The organism is Sphaerisporangium perillae (assembly GCF_023276435.1).
Classification (GTDB): domain Bacteria; phylum Actinomycetota; class Actinomycetes; order Streptosporangiales; family Streptosporangiaceae; genus Sphaerisporangium; species Sphaerisporangium perillae.
The window spans coordinates 124,302-142,731 of sequence record NZ_JALLPO010000021.1; the positions used below are offsets into that span (position 1 = coordinate 124,302).

Genomic DNA, 18,430 nt, shown 5'->3' on the forward strand with positions numbered 1-18,430 from the left:
GCCGTGAAGGGCATTTCCCTTTCCATCTCACCGCCCAAGGCGGCCACCCAACGCGAAACAGGCAATGGCCGACTCTGGTCACACCACCGACCGTTCAGCCCCGCAAGCCGGTCAGCCGGTCAGCCCCGCAAGCCGGTCAGCCCGCCAGGCGGGCTCGGACGGCCTGGGCGACCCTGCCGCCCTCGGCGCGTCCCGCGACCTTGGGGTTGAGGACCTTCATGACCTGGCCCATCGCCCTCGGACCCTCGGCGCCGCTCTCGGCGATGGCCTCCTGGACGAGCCGGTCGAGCTCCTCGTCGCTCAACTGCGCGGGAAGGTACTCCTCCAGCACCGCCTGCTCGTCCTGCTCCGCCTGCGCCTGCTCGGCGCGGCCCGCGCCGGCGAACGCCTCCGACGCCTCCCGGCGCTTCTTGGCCTCCTTGGTCAGCACCTTCACGATCTCCTCGTCGGAGAGCTCGCGCGCCGTCTTGCCCGCGACCTCCTCGGTGCTGACGGCGGCGAGAGCCATGCGCAACGTCCGGGTACGCACCTCGTCACGCGCCTTCATCGACGTCGTGAGGTCGGCCTTCAGCTTGTCCTTCAGAGCACTCATGACCACCATCTTGCCGTGTCCCCGCACCTCGATCACCGCAATTCCCCCGGTGGGACTCGCGGTCGCGTCCAGCGCACTCGCGCCGAATCCCGTGTTGGGAGGCAGCACATCGCACCCTCGGGCATCATTGACTCGTGAGGAAAGCTGCCGCGATACCCCTGTCCTTGCTCGGCCTTGGCGTTGCCGGGCTCGGCTACGCCTCGGTGATCGAGCGCAACTGGTTCCGGCTCCGCCGCTTCGACGTGCCGGTGCTGGAGCCCGGGCAGCGGCCGGTGCGCGTCCTGCAGATCTCCGACCTGCACCTCACGCCCGGGCGCACCCGCCTGATCAACTGGGTCCGGTCCCTGGACGCGCTCAACCCCGACCTCGTGGTCAACACCGGCGACACCCTCGCCCACCCGGACGCGGTGCCCGCGTATCTGCGCGCGGTCGAGCCCCTGCTGTCCCGTCCCGGGCTGTTCGTCTACGGATCCAACGATCTGTACGCCCCGAGGCCCAAGAACCCGGCTCGCTACCTCTGGAGCCCTTCCAAGGGGCCTCAGCAGACCATGCCGAACCTCCCCTGGACGGAACTCGGCGCCGGCATGACCGCCGCGGGCTGGCTCGACGTGAACAACACCACCGCGCGGGTCAAGGTGGGCGACCTCGACGTCTTCGTGGGCGGCATCCACGACTCCCACATCAACCGCGACCGGTACGACGAGATCGCCGGCCCCGCCCCGGCCGACGCCGACCTCCGGCTGGGTGTCATGCACTCGCCCGAGCCCCGGAACATGTCCCGGTTCGCCGCCGACGGCTACCAACTGCTGCTGGCCGGCCACACGCACGGCGGCCAGCTGTGCATCCCGTTCTACGGCGCTCTGGTGACCAACTGCGGCATCGACCGCGCCCGGGTGAAGGGGCTGCACCGCCACGAGTCCGCCTGGCTGCACGTCTCCGCCGGCCTCGGCACCTCCCCCTACGCCCCGGTCCGCTTCTCCTGCCCCCCGGAGGCCACCCTGCTGACCCTCGTCCCCCGCCGCCCCAGCACCACGTGATCTTCCTCTCCCCCGTCCCGCCCAGGGGATGACGCGAGCACCACCAAAGTCCGCTAGACTCGTGCGAGCACAAGCAAAGCGCCTGTGCACCGGGGTGTAGCGCAGCTTGGCAGCGCGCTTCGTTCGGGACGAAGAGGCCGTGGGTTCAAATCCCGCCACCCCGACCCAGAAGTACCAGCTGAGAGGCCGGTTCCGATCTTCGGAACCGGCCTTCTACGTCTCCTGAGTGACTAACTGGTGACACGGCTCTTCGATCATGCACACACCCATCAATGGGAGCTGCTTTGGGCTCATTGCACGGACTCGGGTGGAGGGCTTGGCGGCTCTGATCGAGGGGCCGGTCTGTCAGTGGGACGGTGACACCAGGCCCGCATCGTAGGCGATGATGACCAGCTGAACTCGGTCGCGGGCGCCGAGCTTACTGAGCAGGCTCGCCACGTGCGCCTTGGCGGTGCCCGGGCTGATGTGCAGCTGGGTCGCGATCTCGGCGTTGGACAGACCGCGCCCGACGAGGGTCAGTACTTCCCGTTCCCGCCCGGTGATGTCGCCGAGTTCGCGTGGCTGGGGGGCGGGGGCGGGCGCCGGCCGGGCGGCGAACTCCTCGATGAGGCGGCGGGTGACGCTGGGCGCGACCAGGGCGTCTCCGGCGGCGACCACGTGGATGGCAGCCAGAATGTCCTCCAGCGCCATGTCCTTGACCAGGAACCCGCTCGCCCCGGCACGCAGGGCGGCGTAGACGTTGTCGTCATCGTCGAAGGTGGTGAGGATGACCACGCGGGCCGCCGGGCAATCTGAGGCGATCATCTGGGTGGCCTCGATGCCGTCCATGCCGGGCATACGGATGTCCATCAGCACCACGTCGGGGCTCAGTTCCCTGGCCAGCTGTACGGCCTGGACTCCGGTTCCGGCTTCCCCGGCAACGTCCACGTCCGCCGTTCCGGCGATGACCATGCGCAGCCCGGCGCGTACCAGCGGCTGGTCGTCGGCGAGTACGACGCGGATCGTCATGGCGCCTGCGCCGGGACCGGAAGCCGGGCGGAGACCCGGAAACCGCCTTCGGGGCGCGACCCCGCGCTGAAGTGGCCGTTGAGCAAGGCGACACGCTCTCTCATGCCGGCGATGCCGTACCCGCTCCCATCGGGGGCGGCATCGCCGTTCCCGTCGTCGACGACCTCGATGTCCAGTTCCTCACTTCGATAGTCGATCGACACCCGGCAGTTGCGGGTGCGGGCGTGGCGCACCACGTTGGTCACCGACTCCTGGATGATGCGGAAAGCGGACTGATCGATGCCGGTGGGGAGAGGGCGCCGTTCGCCCCGCTGGCGCACGTCCACGTGGACACCTGCGGCCGTCGTCGTCGCGGCCAGCCGATCGATGTCCGCTAGCCCGGCGAACGGGGCCGATTCCACCGGCTCCGATTCGGGCTGGCGGAGCACGCCGAGCATGCGCCGTAGCCCCTTCAGCGTCTCGCGGCTGGTGGTCTCGATGGCGCTCAGCGCGTCGCGCGCCTGCGCCGGTTGGGTGTCGATCATTCGGCTGCCCGCGCCGGCCTGGATCGCGATGATGCCGATGCTGTGGGCGACCATGTCATGCAGTTCGCGGGCGATGCGCAGCCGCTCGGCCGTGACCGCCTGGACGGCGGCTTGCGCGCGCAGGGCTTCGCCGTACTCGCGTCGCTGGCGGATCGATGCCCCGACCATCCAGGCGACCAGGACGGTCAGGGCGATGAGGGTCGTCAGGGTAAGGAAAGCCGGTGCGAAGACGCGGTCCTGACCGTCTCTGCTCCACTGGACCAGCTGCCAGACCGCCTCCTGGACGGCCAGTGTGACGGCTGCCGCCGTGATGCCGGCGCGGCGTGAACGCGTGGCCGTGATGAAGCAGACCATGCTGTCCGCCGCCAGGAGTAGAGGCCAGATCCGTACGGCCGGCTGCTGCAGTGCCGTGGCCGCGACCAGTTCGGCCAGCATCACCGCGAGAACCGGCGACGGCCGGCGCCGCGCCCACGCGAGGGGCAAAGCCATTGCGATGGTCAGTCCCGCGATGAGCGGCGCCGTGTCGTGCGTCATCGTGGCGTACAGCATCAGCGCGACCCCGGCCACCGCGCACCATGTGAGCACGGTCCACGCGCCCGGCGGCATCCGTTGCAGCAGTGGCGGTCGGGGCGGGTTGTCGTGCACGCGTCGATCGTAGCCAGCCGTTTCCTTGCCGGGCATCGGCCTGTGGGCGTATGCCCGTAGGCCACCCTTGCGCTGCCGAATGCGGCCCGCGGCCAGATGCCGCGCCGGCCTGGCCTGCGGCAACGTTTGCCGGGTGATCGAAGTCAATCAACTGACCAAGCGCTACGGTGACGTCCTGGCCGTGAACGGCCTGACGTTCACGGTGCGGCCCGGGCACGTCACCGGGTTCCTTGGGCCGAACGGCGCCGGCAAGAGCACCACGTTGCGCATGATCCTCGGCCTGAGCAAGCCCACCGGCGGAACCGCCACCATCGACGGGCACCCGTTCCGGAACCGGAGTGCCGGGCTGCGGCACGTCGGCGCGCTGCTCGATGCAGGCGACGTCCATGGTGGGCGCACCGCCGCCGCGCATCTGTCCGCGTTGGCCCGCAGCAACGGCCTGCCCCGCCGCCGGGTGGAGGAGGTCTTGCAGGAGGTGGGGCTGGCCGGGGTGGCGCGGCGCCGCGTCCGCGGGTTCTCTCTCGGCATGCGCCAGCGTGCCGGAGTTCCCTGGGCGTCCACTCCCCCGGATTCATGCCGTCCGCGCCCTTGATCGCGTTGCGGAAGTCACGCCGGACGTGCGATGGATCGAGCGGCGTCCCCACTTTGGACGCGAACACCAGCCCGTTCTCCTGCCAGTTCTCCCCCGCGATCTCCCTCTCCCTTTCCTGCTGCTCCCTCTGCCGCTGCAGTGCGTCCAAACAGCGCTTGGACAACAAGGCAAGGGTCCTGCGGAACTTGCGGGTCTTAGTGTCGCCGCCGGCCCGCACCGAGCGCCAAACAGCCACGTGGGGCGGTATGGGCGGATTAGCGTTCGGGTCGCCTTTCGTATCCAGTGATCCCACATCAGCGCCCTGAGTTCTTCCGTCCGCGCTCCGGTGAGCAAGGACAGGACGATTTAGGCGTACATCCGCGAACCCTCGGCTGCCTCCAGTACAGCTTCCGCCTGAGCCAAAGTAAGAGCCTTCGACGGGCGACCCACCTTCCCCTTAGGGACCGGGCAGAGCGCCACCACATTCCGCTTGACCTTGTCGCGCGCCATCGCCCGCTTGATCGCCCGATTCAGGCACGAGTGAAGCCCCTGAAGGGTGCGAGCGCTCAGGGTTTTCGCCTTGTCTGCTAGCCACTTGTCCACGTCTTCCGCGCTGAGATCCCGATGACCCAGTGGCAGGTTCCGCAGCCCGGTGTCTTTGGCGCAGCTCGATATCGGTGAAGCGCAGCTGCGCGCCGGGGTGAGGGCGCTCCTTGCCGACGATGACCCGCATGCCCTTGGGCCAGGACGACAGATCGAGCATGCCGGTGAGTTCGGCGATCCAGGCGCCGTCGCGGGGTTGCCGGTCGGCGTCGTAGGCGACCTGGCACACCTCCTCGGGCAGGGCGAGGATCGCGGCGCAGATGTCGTCGGTGCGGTTGAACCCGATGGAGTACTTCAGGCGCCGGGAACTCACCCAGTTCTTGCTGCTTCGAGCCGCGCAGGGGCTTGTCGTGAACCGGTGACACTCTTGACATTGCTTGGTCATAGGAAGCTCTCACGGGATTCTCACCCGATTCTCATCATTAATCCCTAATGTCACTCACTGCGAGTGTCCGGGAAAATATTCTCAGTGAGGAGACTCATGCACGACGATGACGAACCTGTGGGCCGTGTGCTGGGCAGGCGGCAGGCATTGGCCCTGCTCGGTGTCGCCGGGGCGGCTCTGACGGTGGCCGGCTCGGGTGTGGCTATGGCGGCCACGACCACCTCGTCGTCTTCCAGCGGCGGCCCCACGGTCAACTGCATCGCGAAACCGGAGCAGACCGAGGGCCCGTACTTCGTCGACGAAAAGCTCAACCGCTCCGACATCCGCACTGACCCATCCGACGGCTCAGTGGTCAAAGGCGCCGTGTTCGTACTGAATCTGGGCGTGCTCCAGATCAACTCCGGAGGATGCACGCCACTCAAGGATGCGATCGTCGACATCTGGACCTGCGACGCCTTCGGCGTCTACTCCGATGTGGCAGCGGCAGGCACCGTCGGCAAGAAGTTCCTCCGCGGCTACCAAACAACTGATCGAGCTGGAAAGGTCAGATTCGTGACCATCCTGCCTGGCTGGTACTCGGGCAGGACCATCCACATTCACATCAAGATCCGCACCACCGGGACCGACGGCAACCCGTACGAGTTCACTTCGCAGTTGTACTTTACCGAGCAGTTCACGGCCGAATACCTGGCCCTCGACCCGTATGCGAGCAAGGGCACACCAGACACCACCAACGCGACCGATAGATTTTATGCGGGCGGAGGTGACCAGATGTTGCTCGCTCCCAGGAAGGCACGGTCGGGCTACACGGCCGATTTCGCCATCGGGTTGGACCTGTCCGACACTGAGACCGGTGACGATGATTCGTTCGGGGGCGGCCAACCGCCAGGACCTCCAGCGGCCTGACCACTCCCGGGCCTTTGAGCCAGTATCTCCGCATGACGAACCGTCGGCGGTACATCCGCCGCCGGGTCACCTCTTACACCCAGCCCGGATACCAGGCTGAGGTCCTACGGTGTCCGCTGGACACGCAGCCAAGGTGGTAACGAGGGGTCTGCCGGTAGTTCGGGACGAAGAGGGCGTTGCCAACGCCTCGGCAACGCCCTCACGTCGGTGTTCTGCCCTGAATCTGCCGCCGGCTAGACGCAACGCTTCCGCCTCATAGCACCGGCGTCTAATCCTGGAGCCGCCACACTTCTCTGAGGGTTCCCGAGGGCAAGTCACGTCAGGGACATGTGCGCTCGGTCTCGAGTCCTATGCGAACGGCCAGCCGTAGCGTCGGTGCAGGACCGCGGCTACACGGGCGAACCTGGCCCGGTCAAGGAGGGAGCCCTCACGGCGGATGTCGTCCTCGTCGAGTTCGAAAACCCGGTCCAGCCGCAGGTAGGAGACCCGGCCCTCGCGATCCCAGGTGCCGGAGCCGAGCTCCAGCCAGTCATCCTGGTAATCCTGGCCGGGGTCGCGGCTGGACAGCAGCATGCCCAACAGCCGGCGCCCATGGCGGCCGACGAGCAGCAGGGGCCTGTCCTTGCCGCGAGTGGCGTCCTCCTCGTACGGCACCCAGGCCCATACGATCTCGCCGGGATCGGCCAGGCCGTCCAAGTCCGGGGAGTATTCCAGGGCCGCCGCCCCCTCGATGTCGTACACCTGCCGTACCACGCCGCGAACGGGGCGCGGATCCTCGCCGAGATCACGCATGCTTGCAGCCTAACGCCACGCCTCGCCAATGTTTCGGCCTCCGGCTCCAGCGCCCCCGCTCCGTCAGGGCCGGCCGAGGCCGGCGATGCCTACGCGGGTCTTGCTGGTGAGCTACGCATACAGCAACGCCCCCGCACAGTCCCGACCCTGGCCTGTCATCACCACACGCTAACGGCTACCCGGCGGCGCCGGCCTGGTACGAAAAGCTGTTCGGCTCCCTGGAAAGGCGGTAGCCGAGGGCGATCGCCTGCGCACGCGCCGACTCGGTCAGCCGGCGGCCCCTGGGATTCCAGAGGCCGCTCTGGGATGCCGCCCGGTTCAGAAGACCGCTACACCGTTGCGGACCAGCTTCCAGTTCTCCACGTGGAAGCTGGAGGGGTCGATGGTCTTGGCTGCGGAGGCGTACGCGACGATCGCCTCCCGGATCGCGACCTGGGCGTTGTAGACGACCGGGGCGGTGGCGATGCCCGGGAAGCCGCCGCCGCCGGACTGGCGGTAGTTGTTGACCGCGACCACGAACTGCTGGTCGTCGGTGACCGCCGTGCCGTTGTAGGCGAGGTTGAGGATCCGTGAGCCCACGGCCTGCGCGATGTCGATGTCGTAGGTGACGCCGGAGAGCTGGTCGTAGTTGTAGTCGGGACGGTTGTTGGCGTTGGTCCACGATTGCGGATTGACCGGGGCGTCCGCGGCGATCTGCTTGAAGTACTGTGCGGTGTACTCCAGGTACGCCTTGATCTGGGAGCCGGTCAGGATGCTGCCCAGTAGCGTGTTGTCGTAGATGTAGAGCCCGGCGATGTCCTTGATCGTGACCTGACCGGCCGGGAAGGTGGCGGCGCGGCTGAACGGCGCGGCGATCGACAGCACCGGCAGGGACGCGTAGGCGGTGCCGGCGATGGCCTCCTTGACCCTCGCGGTCTGCACCAGGTGGATGTAGTCGAGGATCGCGGTGTCCTTCCAGCAGGACTCCGCCGCGGACATCACCTCGGTGGAGGTGGCCACGTCCTGGTTGACGTACGCGACCACCGTGTCGTGCTGCTTCTTGACCAGCGCGACGAGCTCCGGGTCGTCTTGCACCGTGTTGGTGTTCACCGTCGTGGCGGACTTGGCGGTGACCTTCCACCGGCCGCGGTCCAGGGTCAGCGTGAGGTCGAAGACCGACAGTCTCTGGCCCCAGCACTTCGGCTCGCTCATCACCACGGTCTGGCCGGTGATCTCGTTAGTGACGAACCGCTGGGGGACGTCGACGTGCGAGTGGCCGAAGAGGATGGCGTCGATCCCGGGGACCTGCTGGGCCACCATGGCCGAGGCGTTCTCCACCGGGATGTCGCCGGTATAGGACGACATGCCGTTGTCACCGGCGTGCGCGCTGACGACTACGACATCGGCGCCTTGGGCACGGATGGCCGGAACCCACCTCTTGGCGGTCTCGACCAGGTCCAGGAACTCCAGCTTGCCGGAGACATTGCCCTTGTCCCAGATGGCGACGCCCGGGTTGGTCAGGCCCAGCAGACCGACCTTGATCGGCGGATAGCCCGGAACGTACATCTTCTTGATGATGTACGGGCGGTACGCCGGTCGGTCGGTGCCCGCGTGCACGGCGTTGGCGCCCAGCACGGCCGCGTTCATCTGACCGATCCACTTGTCCAGCATCGAGAGACCGTAGTTGAACTCGTGGTTGCCCAGTGCCACGGCGTCGTAGCCGATGGCGTTCATCTGCAGCGCTATCGGGTGGATCTGGCCGGTCGTCGTGATCGGCTCCACGGTGGCGTAGTAGAACGCCAGCGGGGTGCCCTGAATGGTGTCTCCCGCGTCGAACAGCAGAGTGCGCTCCCGCCCGCGGTCGGCGCGGATCTGCTTCACCACGCTCGACACCCGCGCCAGGCCGACCACGTTCCCGGCACTGTCGCTGTACTGGGCGTCCTTGTAGTAATCCCAGTTGACTGCGTTGCTGTGGATGTCGGAGGTGCCCATGATCGTGATGGTCACCGACCGGTCACCGTTGGCGGTCGTCGCCGCCTCAGCCGAGCGGGGCCAGCCCGCGAGAGCGAGCGCACTCGTGGCGGTCAGCCCGCCGAGCACCTGCCTACGGCTAACGCCTGGACTCTCCATGGCCTCATCCGAAACACGGCAGGAACACCACCGAGGGGCTGGGCCTGACCGGCTCCCTGGATTCTCCATGAAAACGCCTTTCTTACCGGGGGTTACGGCCTGCCACAATAGGGGCTCGACGCCCGATTTGTACCGGTGAGACCCTCCCATTCCGGCACCCAATCGTTGGCACTCCCCAATCTTGCGACCGCGCGCCCACAACGGGATCCCCGGCGACGACGACGTATATCCGTAAGGGGGCACCCAGCGGTCTGCACACCGGCCGGTTCCCGTTGGCCAACGACCACGGTCCGCGTTGGGTCCACACTCGGCAGTTCGGGGCGGTACTGCACCCGCCTGCGCGTCCACTTCGGTGGTCAACGGAGGGAATCGTCCCGACCGGTCTTGGTCCGGGGCTCTGCGTGCTCAGGTCGTCCGCGGAGGGCGAGGAAGGCCGCGAGGCCGGTGAGCGCACACGCCATCACGAACAGGCTCATGCTTCGGCTGTCCTTGGGGCTGGCGCTCACGATGAGGGATGCGGCGGTGCCGCCACTCATCTGAAGGGCGCCGAGCAGACCGGAGGCCGCAAGGCCTGCGATCATCCCCGCGGGGTCACGTCTTGCTACGCGAGCGCAACAGTTCCAGGGCCCGGTCGGCGTGCACATTCAGGCCGGTCTCGCTGTGGATGACTTCGAGGAGGCGACGGTCGACGTCGATGACGAAGGTCATCCGGCGCGTGAGGAACGGTCCCACCGCGAAGTTGCGGCGGGCGCCGAGCTTGCGTGCGACGGTGCCGTCCGGGTCCGACAGCAGAGGGAAGCCCAGCTGAAAGGTCTCAGCGAACCGCTTCTGCCGGGCGACGGCGTCGCGGCTGATCCCGACCGGGCTCGCGCCCACTGCGGCGAAGTCGGCTGCCAGGTCGCGGAAATGGCAAGTCTCCGCCGTGCAACCCGATGTCATGGCCGCGGGGTAAAAGAACAGCACCACCGGCCCCTTGACCAGGAGATCGCTGAGCCGCCGGACCGTACCGGTCTCGTCGGGGAGCTCGAACTCCTCCACCATGTCTCCGACCGCTGGACCTGCACTCATCACATATCTCCCTGCGCCACCGAAAAGTCTCACCTGCCCGGTGCTTAGCGACCGGGGGCGGAAGGTTGGTATTCCGGCCTCCATTCTGGAAGGAGTCGTCGGCTGAGCGACAGCCCTCCGTCGATCTCTTCGTGGAAGAGCTGCCCCCTCGCACGGAAGCCAAGCTGGTCCAGTCCCGTTGCGCACCCTTATCGGGTGATCGACGATGAGGGCCATGCGCAGGCATGTGCTGGTGCGGCAGCGGGCCAGGGCTTCCGGGACCGGGGCGGGACAGGCGCGGAGTTGGCTCCTCGTCGCGGCCCTTGCTGAAACAGCACGGAAGTTCGGAAGCGTGCCGTCTTCCGGTGGTGGTCAGGGCAGCCGACCGCTCTCATGCACCACCGAGGCACCGGTGAACATCACCGGCCGAAACGCAAACTAAGCCGTACGCCACAGCTGAACACGGTAAAGCTGGACTTCATAGATATCGAACGAAATTCGGGCTCTTCGGTGTTGTTCATGATCCTGGTATGCACCCGAACGGACCACGACAATCCTTTCTCTCCGAGATCGAACGACGAGTACTCATCCCACTCCTCTTGGAACCGTTGCACGATGGCCAGCATTCCTGAATCGATTCGCAGTGAGCCACTCCAGATCTCCTGCCACCGATCGAGCGGGTCCGGACTGCCATCCCACAGCTCGTATCGCACGAAGTGGTCGGCTCCCCGTCTGGCCTGACTGGTGATGACGAAGCCATTCGGACCCGCCTGTATGCCCGGCCCGACGAGAGGAGGGCTGTCACCGGGACCCGGGTCACCTGTGGCCTGACCATCTGCGACCCCCGACCCCTTCCTCCGCGAGCACAGCGCCTCGCGAACAGGCGAGACGGCACGCCCGCGTCAAGGCGAGGGGTGGAGGTGGGTGCGCTCTCCGTCGTGGTCGAGGATGCACAGGACTTCCGCCGGCCCGTCGTGGGCCTTCAGGGCGTGGGGGATCATGGTGGAGAACTCCGCCGCCTGGCCTGCCTCGACCAGGATGGTCCGCTCTCCCAGCAGCAGCACGACGGTTCCCGACAGGACGGTGAACCAGTCCCTGCCGGGATGAACCCCCAGCTCATCGGCTCCGTTCCCGCGTGCCGGCTCGGTGATGCGCATCTTGGCCACGGTCACGCCGTGCGGCCCGGGCTCCCCGCTCAGCAGCCAGACGGTCGTCCCCCGCACCTCGTCGCGGTGCGGCCTGATGACCACGTCCGCATCATCGGCGGACTCCACCAGCTGGTCGAGCGAGGTCCCGAGGGCCCGGGCGAGCGAGGTCAGCTGGTCGAGGCCGATCCGCCGGTGGCCCGTCTCGATACGGCTCAGGGTGGAGGGGCTCATGTAGCAGCGTTCAGCCAGGTCATCGAGCGACCAGCCCCGGGCCACACGCAGCCCCCTGATGCGCTGGCGAACGATGCTGTCCAAATCACCTTCTTGCTTCATACGCAAGAGTGTATGCCGTACACGCAAGGCGGCATTACGGTCGAAGCATGACGAACCAGCACTCCCATCACCACCAGCACCATTCGGCAACCGGGGCCGGCGATGACGCCATGGCCGAGATCCTGGACCTCGATGCCGAGGTACTGCACACGTACTTGTCCGACGTGACCGCGTGGCTCGAAGAGCTGGCCGGCGATCAGCCCCCGCGCTGGATCCTCGACCTGGGCAGTGGAACCGGTACCGGCACATTCGCCCTGCTGGAGCGCTTCGGGGAGGCGAACGTGACCGTCCTGGACATCTCCCCGCAGATGCTGCACCACCTCAGGAACAAAGCCTGTGCTCTCGGCGTGGACGAGAGGGTCCACGCCGTTCAGGCGGACCTGGACGCGGCGTGGCCGGCCCTCGACACCGTCGACCTGGTGTGGGCGGCCTTGTCCCTGCACCACATGGCAGACCCCGATCACATCCTGGCCGAGGTCTTCAACGTGCTGCGTCCCGGCGGGCTCGTGGCCATAAGCGAGATGGACTTCTTCCCGCGGTTTCTGCCCGACGAGGTCGGCCTGGGCCGTCCCGGACTCGAAGCCCGCATCCATGCCGCCCTCAACGGGGGGCCGGCCTATGACGTGAGCGCGCATCTGTCCCGGGCCGGCTTCACCCTCGAGGCGAAGCGGCCCTTCGTCATCGATCTGCGGCGCCCGCTCCCGGCCGCCACCGGCCGCTACGCCCAGGTGTCCCTGCGAGGTCTGCGCGGCCGCCTCGACGGCCTGATGAACGCCGACGACCTGGCCACGCTCGACATCCTCATCGACAGCGACGGAAGCGACGGCGTCCTGCGGCGCGACGACCTCACCGTCCGCACCACGCGGACGCTCTGGGTGGCCAAGCGGCCGTAAGACCAGCGCCGCCTGGCGCTGGCCGATCGCCGGCCACATGCGCACCGACAAGCCCCTCCAAGTTGGGTTATCGCATGATCGGAAGGTCCAAATCAGCTCGGATGATCTTGCAGTCGTGATCACGACAGCGGGTGCAGTTCCTCCACCAGTTCGTAGAGGCGGCCGTCGGGGGCGCGGAAGTGTACGTAGCGATGAATGTCCGTGGTCGCGACCTCGTCGGTGCCGTAGCCGGCGTCCCTTAGTTCTCGTGCGGCGGCTTCGACGTCGTCCACGAGGAAGCCGACTGTCCGCTCTGGTGGCTCCGCGCCGCCGGTGTCGGAGACCGCGAAGGTCGTGCCGTCGGGCAGGGCGAAGAAGTCCGCGTCGACGCCTTTGACCTGCAGGGGCTGCAGGCCGAGCACATCTCGGACGAAACCCGCCATGGCCGGCTGGTCCGCCGTCCGCGTTCCGACGAAGGTGATCCCCTTGATGTGCATGTTTCCGCCTTTCTGTCGTCGTCTAAGCGGTTAGATCGCTAAGACCGGTGGGGCTTCACTAAGATTCCGTGGCATGTGGTGGAAGGTTAGGCTTCTGGTTGCCAGTGTGTGCGTAGTGGGTCTCATGGTCGTCCCAGCGGCCGCCGAGACGAGGAAGATGGCGGACGATCCGCCCAAGCCGTACTGCGCTCGCTACAAATGCATCGCCCTGACCTTCGACGACGGTCCATGGCCCTACACCCCCGAACTGCTCGACACGCTGAAGAAGCACAAGGCCAAGGCCACCTTCTTCCTCCTCGGCAGGAAGGTCGTGAGCCGCGCCGAGCTGACGCAGCGCATCGTGCAGGAGGGCCACGAGGTCGGCAACCACACCTGGAGCCACCCCGACCTGACCAAGCTGTCCGACGACGAGATCATGGAGGAGATGACGTCGACCTCGGACGCCATCGAGCGGGTCATCGGCGAGAAGCCGGCGATGATGCGCCCGCCGAACGGCGCCACCGACGCCCGGGTCACCCGGCTGATGGCCGAGCTCGCCCTGCCGCAGATCCTGTGGACCGGGTCCACTCTCGACTGGCAGGCCCGTGACGTCGCCGTCATCACCAAGCGGACGCTCAAGCTGGCCAAGCGCAACGGGGTCATCCTCCTGCACGACATCGTCCCGGAGACCGTCAAGGCGATGCCGGCCGTGCTCAAGACGCTGGAGAAGCAGGGCTACCACTTCGTGACGGTGACGACCTTGCTGCAGGGCCGGGAGCTCGAGGGCGGCGAGATCTACCCGGCACGCTCCAAGTAGCCGTCGTCGGCGCGGAGCGATCGGTCGAGGGCGGCCTTCAACCGGCGTTGCAGGGGCACCTCCACCAGCCGGTTCACGGCGTACGCGAGAGCGAGCGCGATCACGATGACCAGCGGCAGCGTGAGCATGTTCCCCAGCGGCGTGTGCAACCAGCCGATGAGCAGGAACCCGATGTGGTGGTGGAGCAGGTAGAGCGGGTAGGTCAGCGCGCCCAGCACCGTGAGCCAGCGCCAGTCGATCCGGTCGAACGCGCCGATCGCCACCAGCATCATGACCAGGAAGATGAGCGAGATCACGCCGACCACGAGGGCTGATCCGAGCGCCTGACCGTACCTCTGGATGGCGGGCGGGTTCTCCCCCAGCACCTGGACGAGGGCGATCGCCCAGCCGGCGGCCACGAACAGCCAGGGGAACAGCGACTTGCCGAAGCGGTAGATCAGATACAGGGCCATCCCCGCGATGAAGTACGGCGCGCTGAACGGGACGAGCACCGCCTGCAGCAGGTCCGCGTTCACGCGCTCGGCGATGGCCACGAGCAGGAGCCAGCCGCCGAGGAAGCCCAGGCAACGACGGTAGGTGATGCCGATCGCGGCGAACACCGCGATGAGCGCGTAGAAGACCAGCTCCTGCCAGAGCGTCCAGTACACGATCTCCAGGTCACGGATCCTGAACCCGTGCTGCAGCATGGTGAGGTTGGCGAGCAGTTCGCTCAGCGTGGGCCGGTGGTCGGTGGTGAGACCCATGACCGCCAGCGCTCCGAGAGCGATCACGCTGGCCCAGTACGCCGGGTAGAGCCGGGCGATCCGCGACGAGGCGAACTCGCCGGGGCTCCGCCCCCACGCGCTCATCAGGATCACGAACCCGCTGATCATGAAGAACAGGCGGACGCCGTACACGCCGAACATGGTGACCCCGCTGAGGGCGGGGAAGGCGTTCGGGCTTCCCCACGCCCGGGTGTCCCCGTAGTGGAAGAGCACCACCGCAAACGCCGCGCAGAATCGGAGCAGGTCGAGAACACGCAGCCGTCGCCGGGCAGGAGGTACGACCGGCAAATCGGAAATGCGGGGGGCTGAAGCCAGCATGCGTAGGAATATATCGGCATAGATCGTTAACTGCCGCGCCTCGGGGGCCGCGGCGGCGCGGTGAGTGCTCGGCGAGCATCTGCCTGCCCTGGTCGGTGAGCCGGTAGTAGCGGCGGCCGGGCCCGCGCTCGGTCACCCGGAACTCGGCGCTCACCAGCCCGGCCTCCTCCAGCCGGTTGAGGACCGCGAAGCACACTGCCATCGGGCATCTCGTGACCATCGCCGAGGTCGCCGGCACCTCCGCATCCATTACAGGTCGATTTCGGGCGGTGCACCGCACCCCGAAACAGCAGGGCGCCCGCCCTGCGGGTGCCTGAAATGTGCCGGCGGTATTGCGGTGTGCGGCCGGCCGAAATAGGAGGGTTCCAAGTCGGGCGTATGCGGTGGTTATCTACGTCGGAGAATTGGGATATCCCTTGGGGGAGGTGACCATCATGAACCTGCTGCGCAAGGTACTTGCGGACATGAAAGCACGCAGGCACATCGAGGCGTACGTCGTCACGCTCGTCGTGGGATCCTTCGCCGTGGTCTCGGTGATCGACGACATCGTTCCGATGAGCCTCAAATGGGCCGCGCTGCTGTCCGGGGTCGGGCTGCTCGTGTACCGTCTCACGCTGCCGGAGGAGCGTGACCAGGGCGCCGAATTTCTGCACGACCGTTCCGCCTTCGACTCCGTTCCGATCTCGGTCGCCTTCGCGAACGCGCGGGATGTACGGGTATTCGCGCCCTCTGCGGTGAATCTACTGTCCGCTCATACATGTGAAATCCTCCGCACCAGCGTGCTGAGCCGTAAGGGCGGCTCCGTACGAGTGATCATCTTGGATCCACGTGAGCATGAGGCGGTTCAGATCGCCTCTCGCCAGCTCGACGAGTCGGTCCGTTTCCAGGTGCAGAGCCTGCCCGCCGCCTTGAGCGCCACGGTCGAGCGGCTCGAGGCGATGCGCGAATGGCGGGTCTCCGGCTCCTTCGACTACCGCGTGTTCCCCTACAACCCAGGCTTCAGTCTCGTGATCATTGATCCGGAGACCACACATGGACGGGTGATCCTCGAAATCCACGGCTTTCGCAACCAGTCCACGTTCTCACGCATGCATCTGGAGCTGACCCACGCGCGGAACGAGCGCTGGTACACCCACTGGGTCGAGCAGTTCGACCATCTGTGGGAGGCGGCGGCGGTCATGCCGAGCCCTGGAGCAATTCCTGGGCGAGCGTCCGCAGATGTGGTGGAAGAGCTGGATCAGCCGCCTCGAGGGCACGTGCGGTGAGCCCGGCCGCCTTGTCGGTCCGGCCGAGGAACGCGTACACGCGGGCGGAGCGCAACAGGACCGGGCCGCTACCGGGCCCGACCGCGAGTGCGTCCAGGACCTCCTGCTCGGCGGCGTCCAGCCGGCCGGTGTCCGCGAGGGCCAGCGCCCGCGCCGCGAGCGTGTCCGGCTGCTGGTGGTGCCGCACGCGGTCGAGATCACGCAGCGCGTCCGCCGACTGACCGAGGTCGGCGAGAACCTGGCCGCGCAGGGCCAGTGCCTCCGGCGCCGAGTCGCGGGCGAGGGCCACCGCACCGTTGAGCAAGGCGAGCGAGGCACGTGGCTGCCCGGACCACCACAGGGCCTGACCGAGGGCGAGTTGCGCGCCCGGATGGTTGGGCACCCAGTTCAGCGCCGCCTTGAGCCGGTCTATGGCCCGGGTGTACTCGCCCTGCGCGATCCACACCCGGCCGTCGGCCGTGAGCGCCTCAGCGACGGAGGCGAACTGCTGCAGGCCGGCGAAGGACTCGGCGGCCTCCTCGAAATGCTTCCTGGCGATGGCGAAGTCGCCGCCCGCCGCCGCGACTTCACCGTGGATGAGATGCGCCTGCGCCTCCACCCGCACATCGCCCAGGGTGGACGCCCGCACCGCCTCGTCCGCGAGCCGGCGCGCGGCCTCGTAGTCCGCTCGCTCCAGGGCCGCGCGGGCGTCGTCCAGATAGGTCGTGGGCGGCGCGGCGGTGAGGATGGCGCTGATCAGCCGATCGTGCTGGAGCTCGTACCAGCGGATCCCGAGGCGATGCTCGCCACGCAGTATGTGGCGGTCCTCCAGGGCAGCGGCCACCTCGTTGGGCATTCCCGCCGTCTCGTGCAACCCCTCGTAGACGCTGTTGCGGGTGCCGTGTTCCGTGATGAACGCCTTGCGCAACCAGTACTGGATCTCCCCCGGCGTCCTGCCGTGGTCGGCGGCGACCCGTTCCAGCATCCGGCGGCAGAACCCGATCAGGAACCGGTCCACGTCCACGCGCAGACGGACGTGTTCGACGCTGATCTCCCGCAGGCCGGGCTCCAGCGACTCCCACAGTGCGGAGCAGACCACCTGGATCTGCACGGGTTCCACCGTCTTCCCCTCGATCCGGGACGTCTGCCCTTCATCGTTGGAGAAGGTGACCGTTCGCAGGTTGTCGACGAGAAGCTCCGCGGCCCCGGGTGCGAAGGATCGGTGGGTTCCTTCGAGCGGGCGCACCACCGCGTCGAGCGCCGCGGCGCGGGTCAGCGGCAGCAGCTGGAACCGCGCACGCGACCCGCGGCCCAGCAGCCGCTCGTGGGGCAGGACGCTCGCCAGGTGCTCCTCACGCAGGGCCAGCAACAGGTGGAGCCCGTTGTGCTCCACCACGGCCTCGGCCAACTGGCTCAGGAACGCGTCGCGCTCGTCCTCGTGCTGTGCCGGGACGTTGAAGAACTCCTCTGCCTGGTCGATCGCGACGAGAATCGGCATGGGGTCTCCATACCGGTCCTTGAGCTCTGGCCGCCTGCCCAGAAATCCGGAAATGGTCAGGCCGGCGAGCGCCTCCACCGGCTGCCCTGGAGCGAGGTCCGACAGCAGTCCCAGCACGTACGGGTTGCCCTGCGGGCCACCACGGGGGCGGGCCCGGGCCAGTGGGAGCAGGTCGGCCCGCGCGGAGTCGATCCTGGGCACGACACCGGCGTGCAGCAGGGACGTCTTGCCGCTTCCCGAGGCGCCGTACAGCACGGTCAGGCCGGTCGCCTGCCAGATGATGGCGAGGTCGCGCGCCTCACGGTCGCGCCCGAAGAACAGCCCGTGCTCGGTTCGGCGATAGGCGCGCAACCCGACGTAGGGCGTGGCGGGAGGAGTCATCGGGCACCGTCCAAGTCCGCCTCATCCACCGCGCCGCCCCGGATCCGGTAGGAATGCCTCCTATGACTTCCTATTTCACATAAAGGCGGCTAGATGTCAAGATCTATATTGAGGCGTTGAATCCGGCGACCGGACCGCTGCCGACTTCTATAAGCCGGCGAAGTGCCTGGTCCAGGGCGGAACCTTGGACGCCGTCGAGGTCGACCAGGGACAACCCCGTCACATCAATCACGTCGGTTGCGAAGTCGGCATCCGGTTCGGACAATGGCTCGGCCACATTAGCTCCCATACGGTCATCTCTATCTTCCCACGAGTTGCAGCCAGTTCTAGCATCGAAGAGTCGCAGTTCGGTAGAGGTGC

At 67.3% G+C, this 18,430-nt stretch carries 18 protein-coding genes, 1 tRNA gene and 1 pseudogene; 7 read left to right on the forward strand and 13 right to left on the reverse strand.

Annotated elements, in window-relative coordinates:
• Positions 1 to 136 precede the first annotated feature (136 nt).
• Entirely contained in the window at positions 137 to 592 is a 456-nt protein-coding gene (locus MYF83_RS21620; RefSeq protein ID WP_248962401.1) for a GatB/YqeY domain-containing protein, read from the reverse strand.
• A 134-nt stretch (positions 593 to 726) separates the two neighbouring features.
• Here MYF83_RS21620 and MYF83_RS21625 point away from each other — a divergent pair, with 134 nt between their 5' ends.
• Both MYF83_RS21625 and MYF83_RS21630 read left to right on the forward strand, forming a co-directional pair.
• The gene (locus MYF83_RS21625; protein ID WP_248962402.1) at positions 727 to 1,629 is read left to right on the forward strand and encodes a metallophosphoesterase; all 903 of its coding nucleotides are present in this window, start codon (positions 727 to 729) and stop codon (positions 1,627 to 1,629) included.
• Between the two features lie 90 nt (positions 1,630 to 1,719).
• Positions 1,720 to 1,793, forward strand: a tRNA-Pro gene (locus MYF83_RS21630).
• Between the two features lie 181 nt (positions 1,794 to 1,974).
• On the opposite strand, the gene MYF83_RS21635 is transcribed toward MYF83_RS21630, so the two are convergent.
• Both MYF83_RS21635 and MYF83_RS43850 read right to left on the reverse strand, forming a co-directional pair.
• Complete coding sequence (locus tag MYF83_RS21635) at positions 1,975 to 2,637, reverse strand: response regulator (RefSeq protein ID WP_248962403.1); 663 nt, start codon at positions 2,635 to 2,637, stop codon at positions 1,975 to 1,977.
• Positions 2,634 to 3,806 carry a sensor histidine kinase gene (locus MYF83_RS43850; RefSeq protein ID WP_248962404.1) on the reverse strand — a complete coding sequence of 391 codons (1,173 nt, stop codon included), beginning with the start codon at positions 3,804 to 3,806 and terminating at the stop codon, positions 2,634 to 2,636. Before MYF83_RS43850 ends, MYF83_RS21635 begins: the two co-directional genes overlap by 4 nt.
• A gap of 133 nt (positions 3,807 to 3,939) precedes the next feature.
• Here MYF83_RS43850 and MYF83_RS21645 point away from each other — a divergent pair, with 133 nt between their 5' ends.
• Positions 3,940 to 4,398, forward strand: coding sequence for an ABC transporter ATP-binding protein (locus tag MYF83_RS21645; RefSeq protein WP_308201484.1), 459 nt, complete (start codon positions 3,940 to 3,942; stop codon positions 4,396 to 4,398).
• 436 nt (positions 4,399 to 4,834) lie between these two features.
• Here MYF83_RS21645 and MYF83_RS44380 read toward each other — a convergent pair whose 3' ends face one another.
• The gene (locus MYF83_RS44380) at positions 4,835 to 5,293 is read right to left on the reverse strand and encodes a hypothetical protein (protein ID WP_372500211.1); all 459 of its coding nucleotides are present in this window, start codon (positions 5,291 to 5,293) and stop codon (positions 4,835 to 4,837) included.
• A gap of 168 nt (positions 5,294 to 5,461) precedes the next feature.
• Between MYF83_RS44380 and MYF83_RS21655 the strand changes: the two genes are divergently transcribed.
• Positions 5,462 to 6,271 (forward strand): dioxygenase family protein, encoded by an 810-nt coding sequence (locus tag MYF83_RS21655; protein ID WP_248962405.1) that lies wholly within the window; start codon positions 5,462 to 5,464, stop codon positions 6,269 to 6,271.
• Positions 6,272 to 6,619: 348 nt separating this feature from the next.
• On the opposite strand, the gene MYF83_RS21660 is transcribed toward MYF83_RS21655, so the two are convergent.
• The 4 genes from MYF83_RS21660 to MYF83_RS21675 form a co-directional block, all read right to left on the reverse strand.
• Entirely contained in the window at positions 6,620 to 7,063 is a 444-nt protein-coding gene (locus tag MYF83_RS21660) for a type II toxin-antitoxin system PemK/MazF family toxin (RefSeq protein WP_248962406.1), read from the reverse strand.
• Between the two features lie 318 nt (positions 7,064 to 7,381).
• A complete protein-coding gene (locus tag MYF83_RS21665; protein WP_248962407.1) occupies positions 7,382 to 9,172 on the reverse strand; it encodes a 5'-nucleotidase C-terminal domain-containing protein in 1,791 nt (596 codons plus the stop codon).
• Positions 9,173 to 9,763: 591 nt separating this feature from the next.
• Positions 9,764 to 10,213 (reverse strand): peroxiredoxin, encoded by a 450-nt coding sequence (locus MYF83_RS21670; RefSeq protein WP_279339846.1) that lies wholly within the window; start codon positions 10,211 to 10,213, stop codon positions 9,764 to 9,766.
• A 908-nt stretch (positions 10,214 to 11,121) separates the two neighbouring features.
• On the reverse strand, positions 11,122 to 11,682 hold the full coding sequence (locus tag MYF83_RS21675; RefSeq protein ID WP_308201485.1) for a helix-turn-helix domain-containing protein: 561 nt from the start codon (positions 11,680 to 11,682) through the stop codon (positions 11,122 to 11,124).
• Positions 11,683 to 11,747: 65 nt separating this feature from the next.
• Here MYF83_RS21675 and MYF83_RS21680 point away from each other — a divergent pair, with 65 nt between their 5' ends.
• Complete coding sequence (locus MYF83_RS21680; RefSeq protein ID WP_248962409.1) at positions 11,748 to 12,593, forward strand: class I SAM-dependent methyltransferase; 846 nt, start codon at positions 11,748 to 11,750, stop codon at positions 12,591 to 12,593.
• Between the two features lie 119 nt (positions 12,594 to 12,712).
• Here the strand turns inward: MYF83_RS21680 and MYF83_RS21685 are convergent, their stop codons facing one another.
• Positions 12,713 to 13,069 (reverse strand): VOC family protein, encoded by a 357-nt coding sequence (locus MYF83_RS21685; protein ID WP_248962410.1) that lies wholly within the window; start codon positions 13,067 to 13,069, stop codon positions 12,713 to 12,715.
• 124 nt (positions 13,070 to 13,193) lie between these two features.
• Here MYF83_RS21685 and MYF83_RS21690 point away from each other — a divergent pair, with 124 nt between their 5' ends.
• Positions 13,194 to 13,865: a polysaccharide deacetylase family protein gene (locus MYF83_RS21690; RefSeq protein ID WP_248962411.1), complete on the forward strand. Its 672-nt coding sequence runs from the start codon at positions 13,194 to 13,196 to the stop codon at positions 13,863 to 13,865.
• Here the strand turns inward: MYF83_RS21690 and MYF83_RS21695 are convergent.
• Positions 13,844 to 14,947 (reverse strand): acyltransferase family protein, encoded by a 1,104-nt coding sequence (locus MYF83_RS21695; protein WP_279339847.1) that lies wholly within the window; start codon positions 14,945 to 14,947, stop codon positions 13,844 to 13,846. The two genes, MYF83_RS21690 and MYF83_RS21695, sit on opposite strands and share 22 nt — an antisense overlap.
• Positions 14,948 to 15,014: 67 nt before the next feature.
• Positions 15,015 to 15,137, reverse strand: a pseudogene (locus MYF83_RS21700) (PadR family transcriptional regulator); the annotation flags it as partial.
• Between the two features lie 244 nt (positions 15,138 to 15,381).
• On the opposite strand from MYF83_RS21700, the gene MYF83_RS21705 reads away from it, so the two are divergent.
• A complete protein-coding gene (locus tag MYF83_RS21705; RefSeq protein ID WP_248962413.1) occupies positions 15,382 to 16,212 on the forward strand; it encodes a hypothetical protein in 831 nt (276 codons plus the stop codon).
• Here MYF83_RS21705 and MYF83_RS21710 read toward each other — a convergent pair.
• Together MYF83_RS21710 and fxsA are read right to left on the reverse strand one after the other, a co-directional pair.
• On the reverse strand, positions 16,124 to 18,070 hold the full coding sequence (locus MYF83_RS21710; RefSeq protein WP_248962414.1) for a tetratricopeptide repeat protein: 1,947 nt from the start codon (positions 18,068 to 18,070) through the stop codon (positions 16,124 to 16,126). The genes MYF83_RS21705 and MYF83_RS21710 overlap by 89 nt on opposite strands.
• A gap of 103 nt (positions 18,071 to 18,173) precedes the next feature.
• Positions 18,174 to 18,347 carry an FxSxx-COOH cyclophane-containing RiPP peptide gene (gene fxsA / locus MYF83_RS21715; protein WP_248962415.1) on the reverse strand — a complete coding sequence of 58 codons (174 nt, stop codon included), beginning with the start codon at positions 18,345 to 18,347 and terminating at the stop codon, positions 18,174 to 18,176.
• Between the last annotated feature and the right edge of the window lie 83 nt (positions 18,348 to 18,430).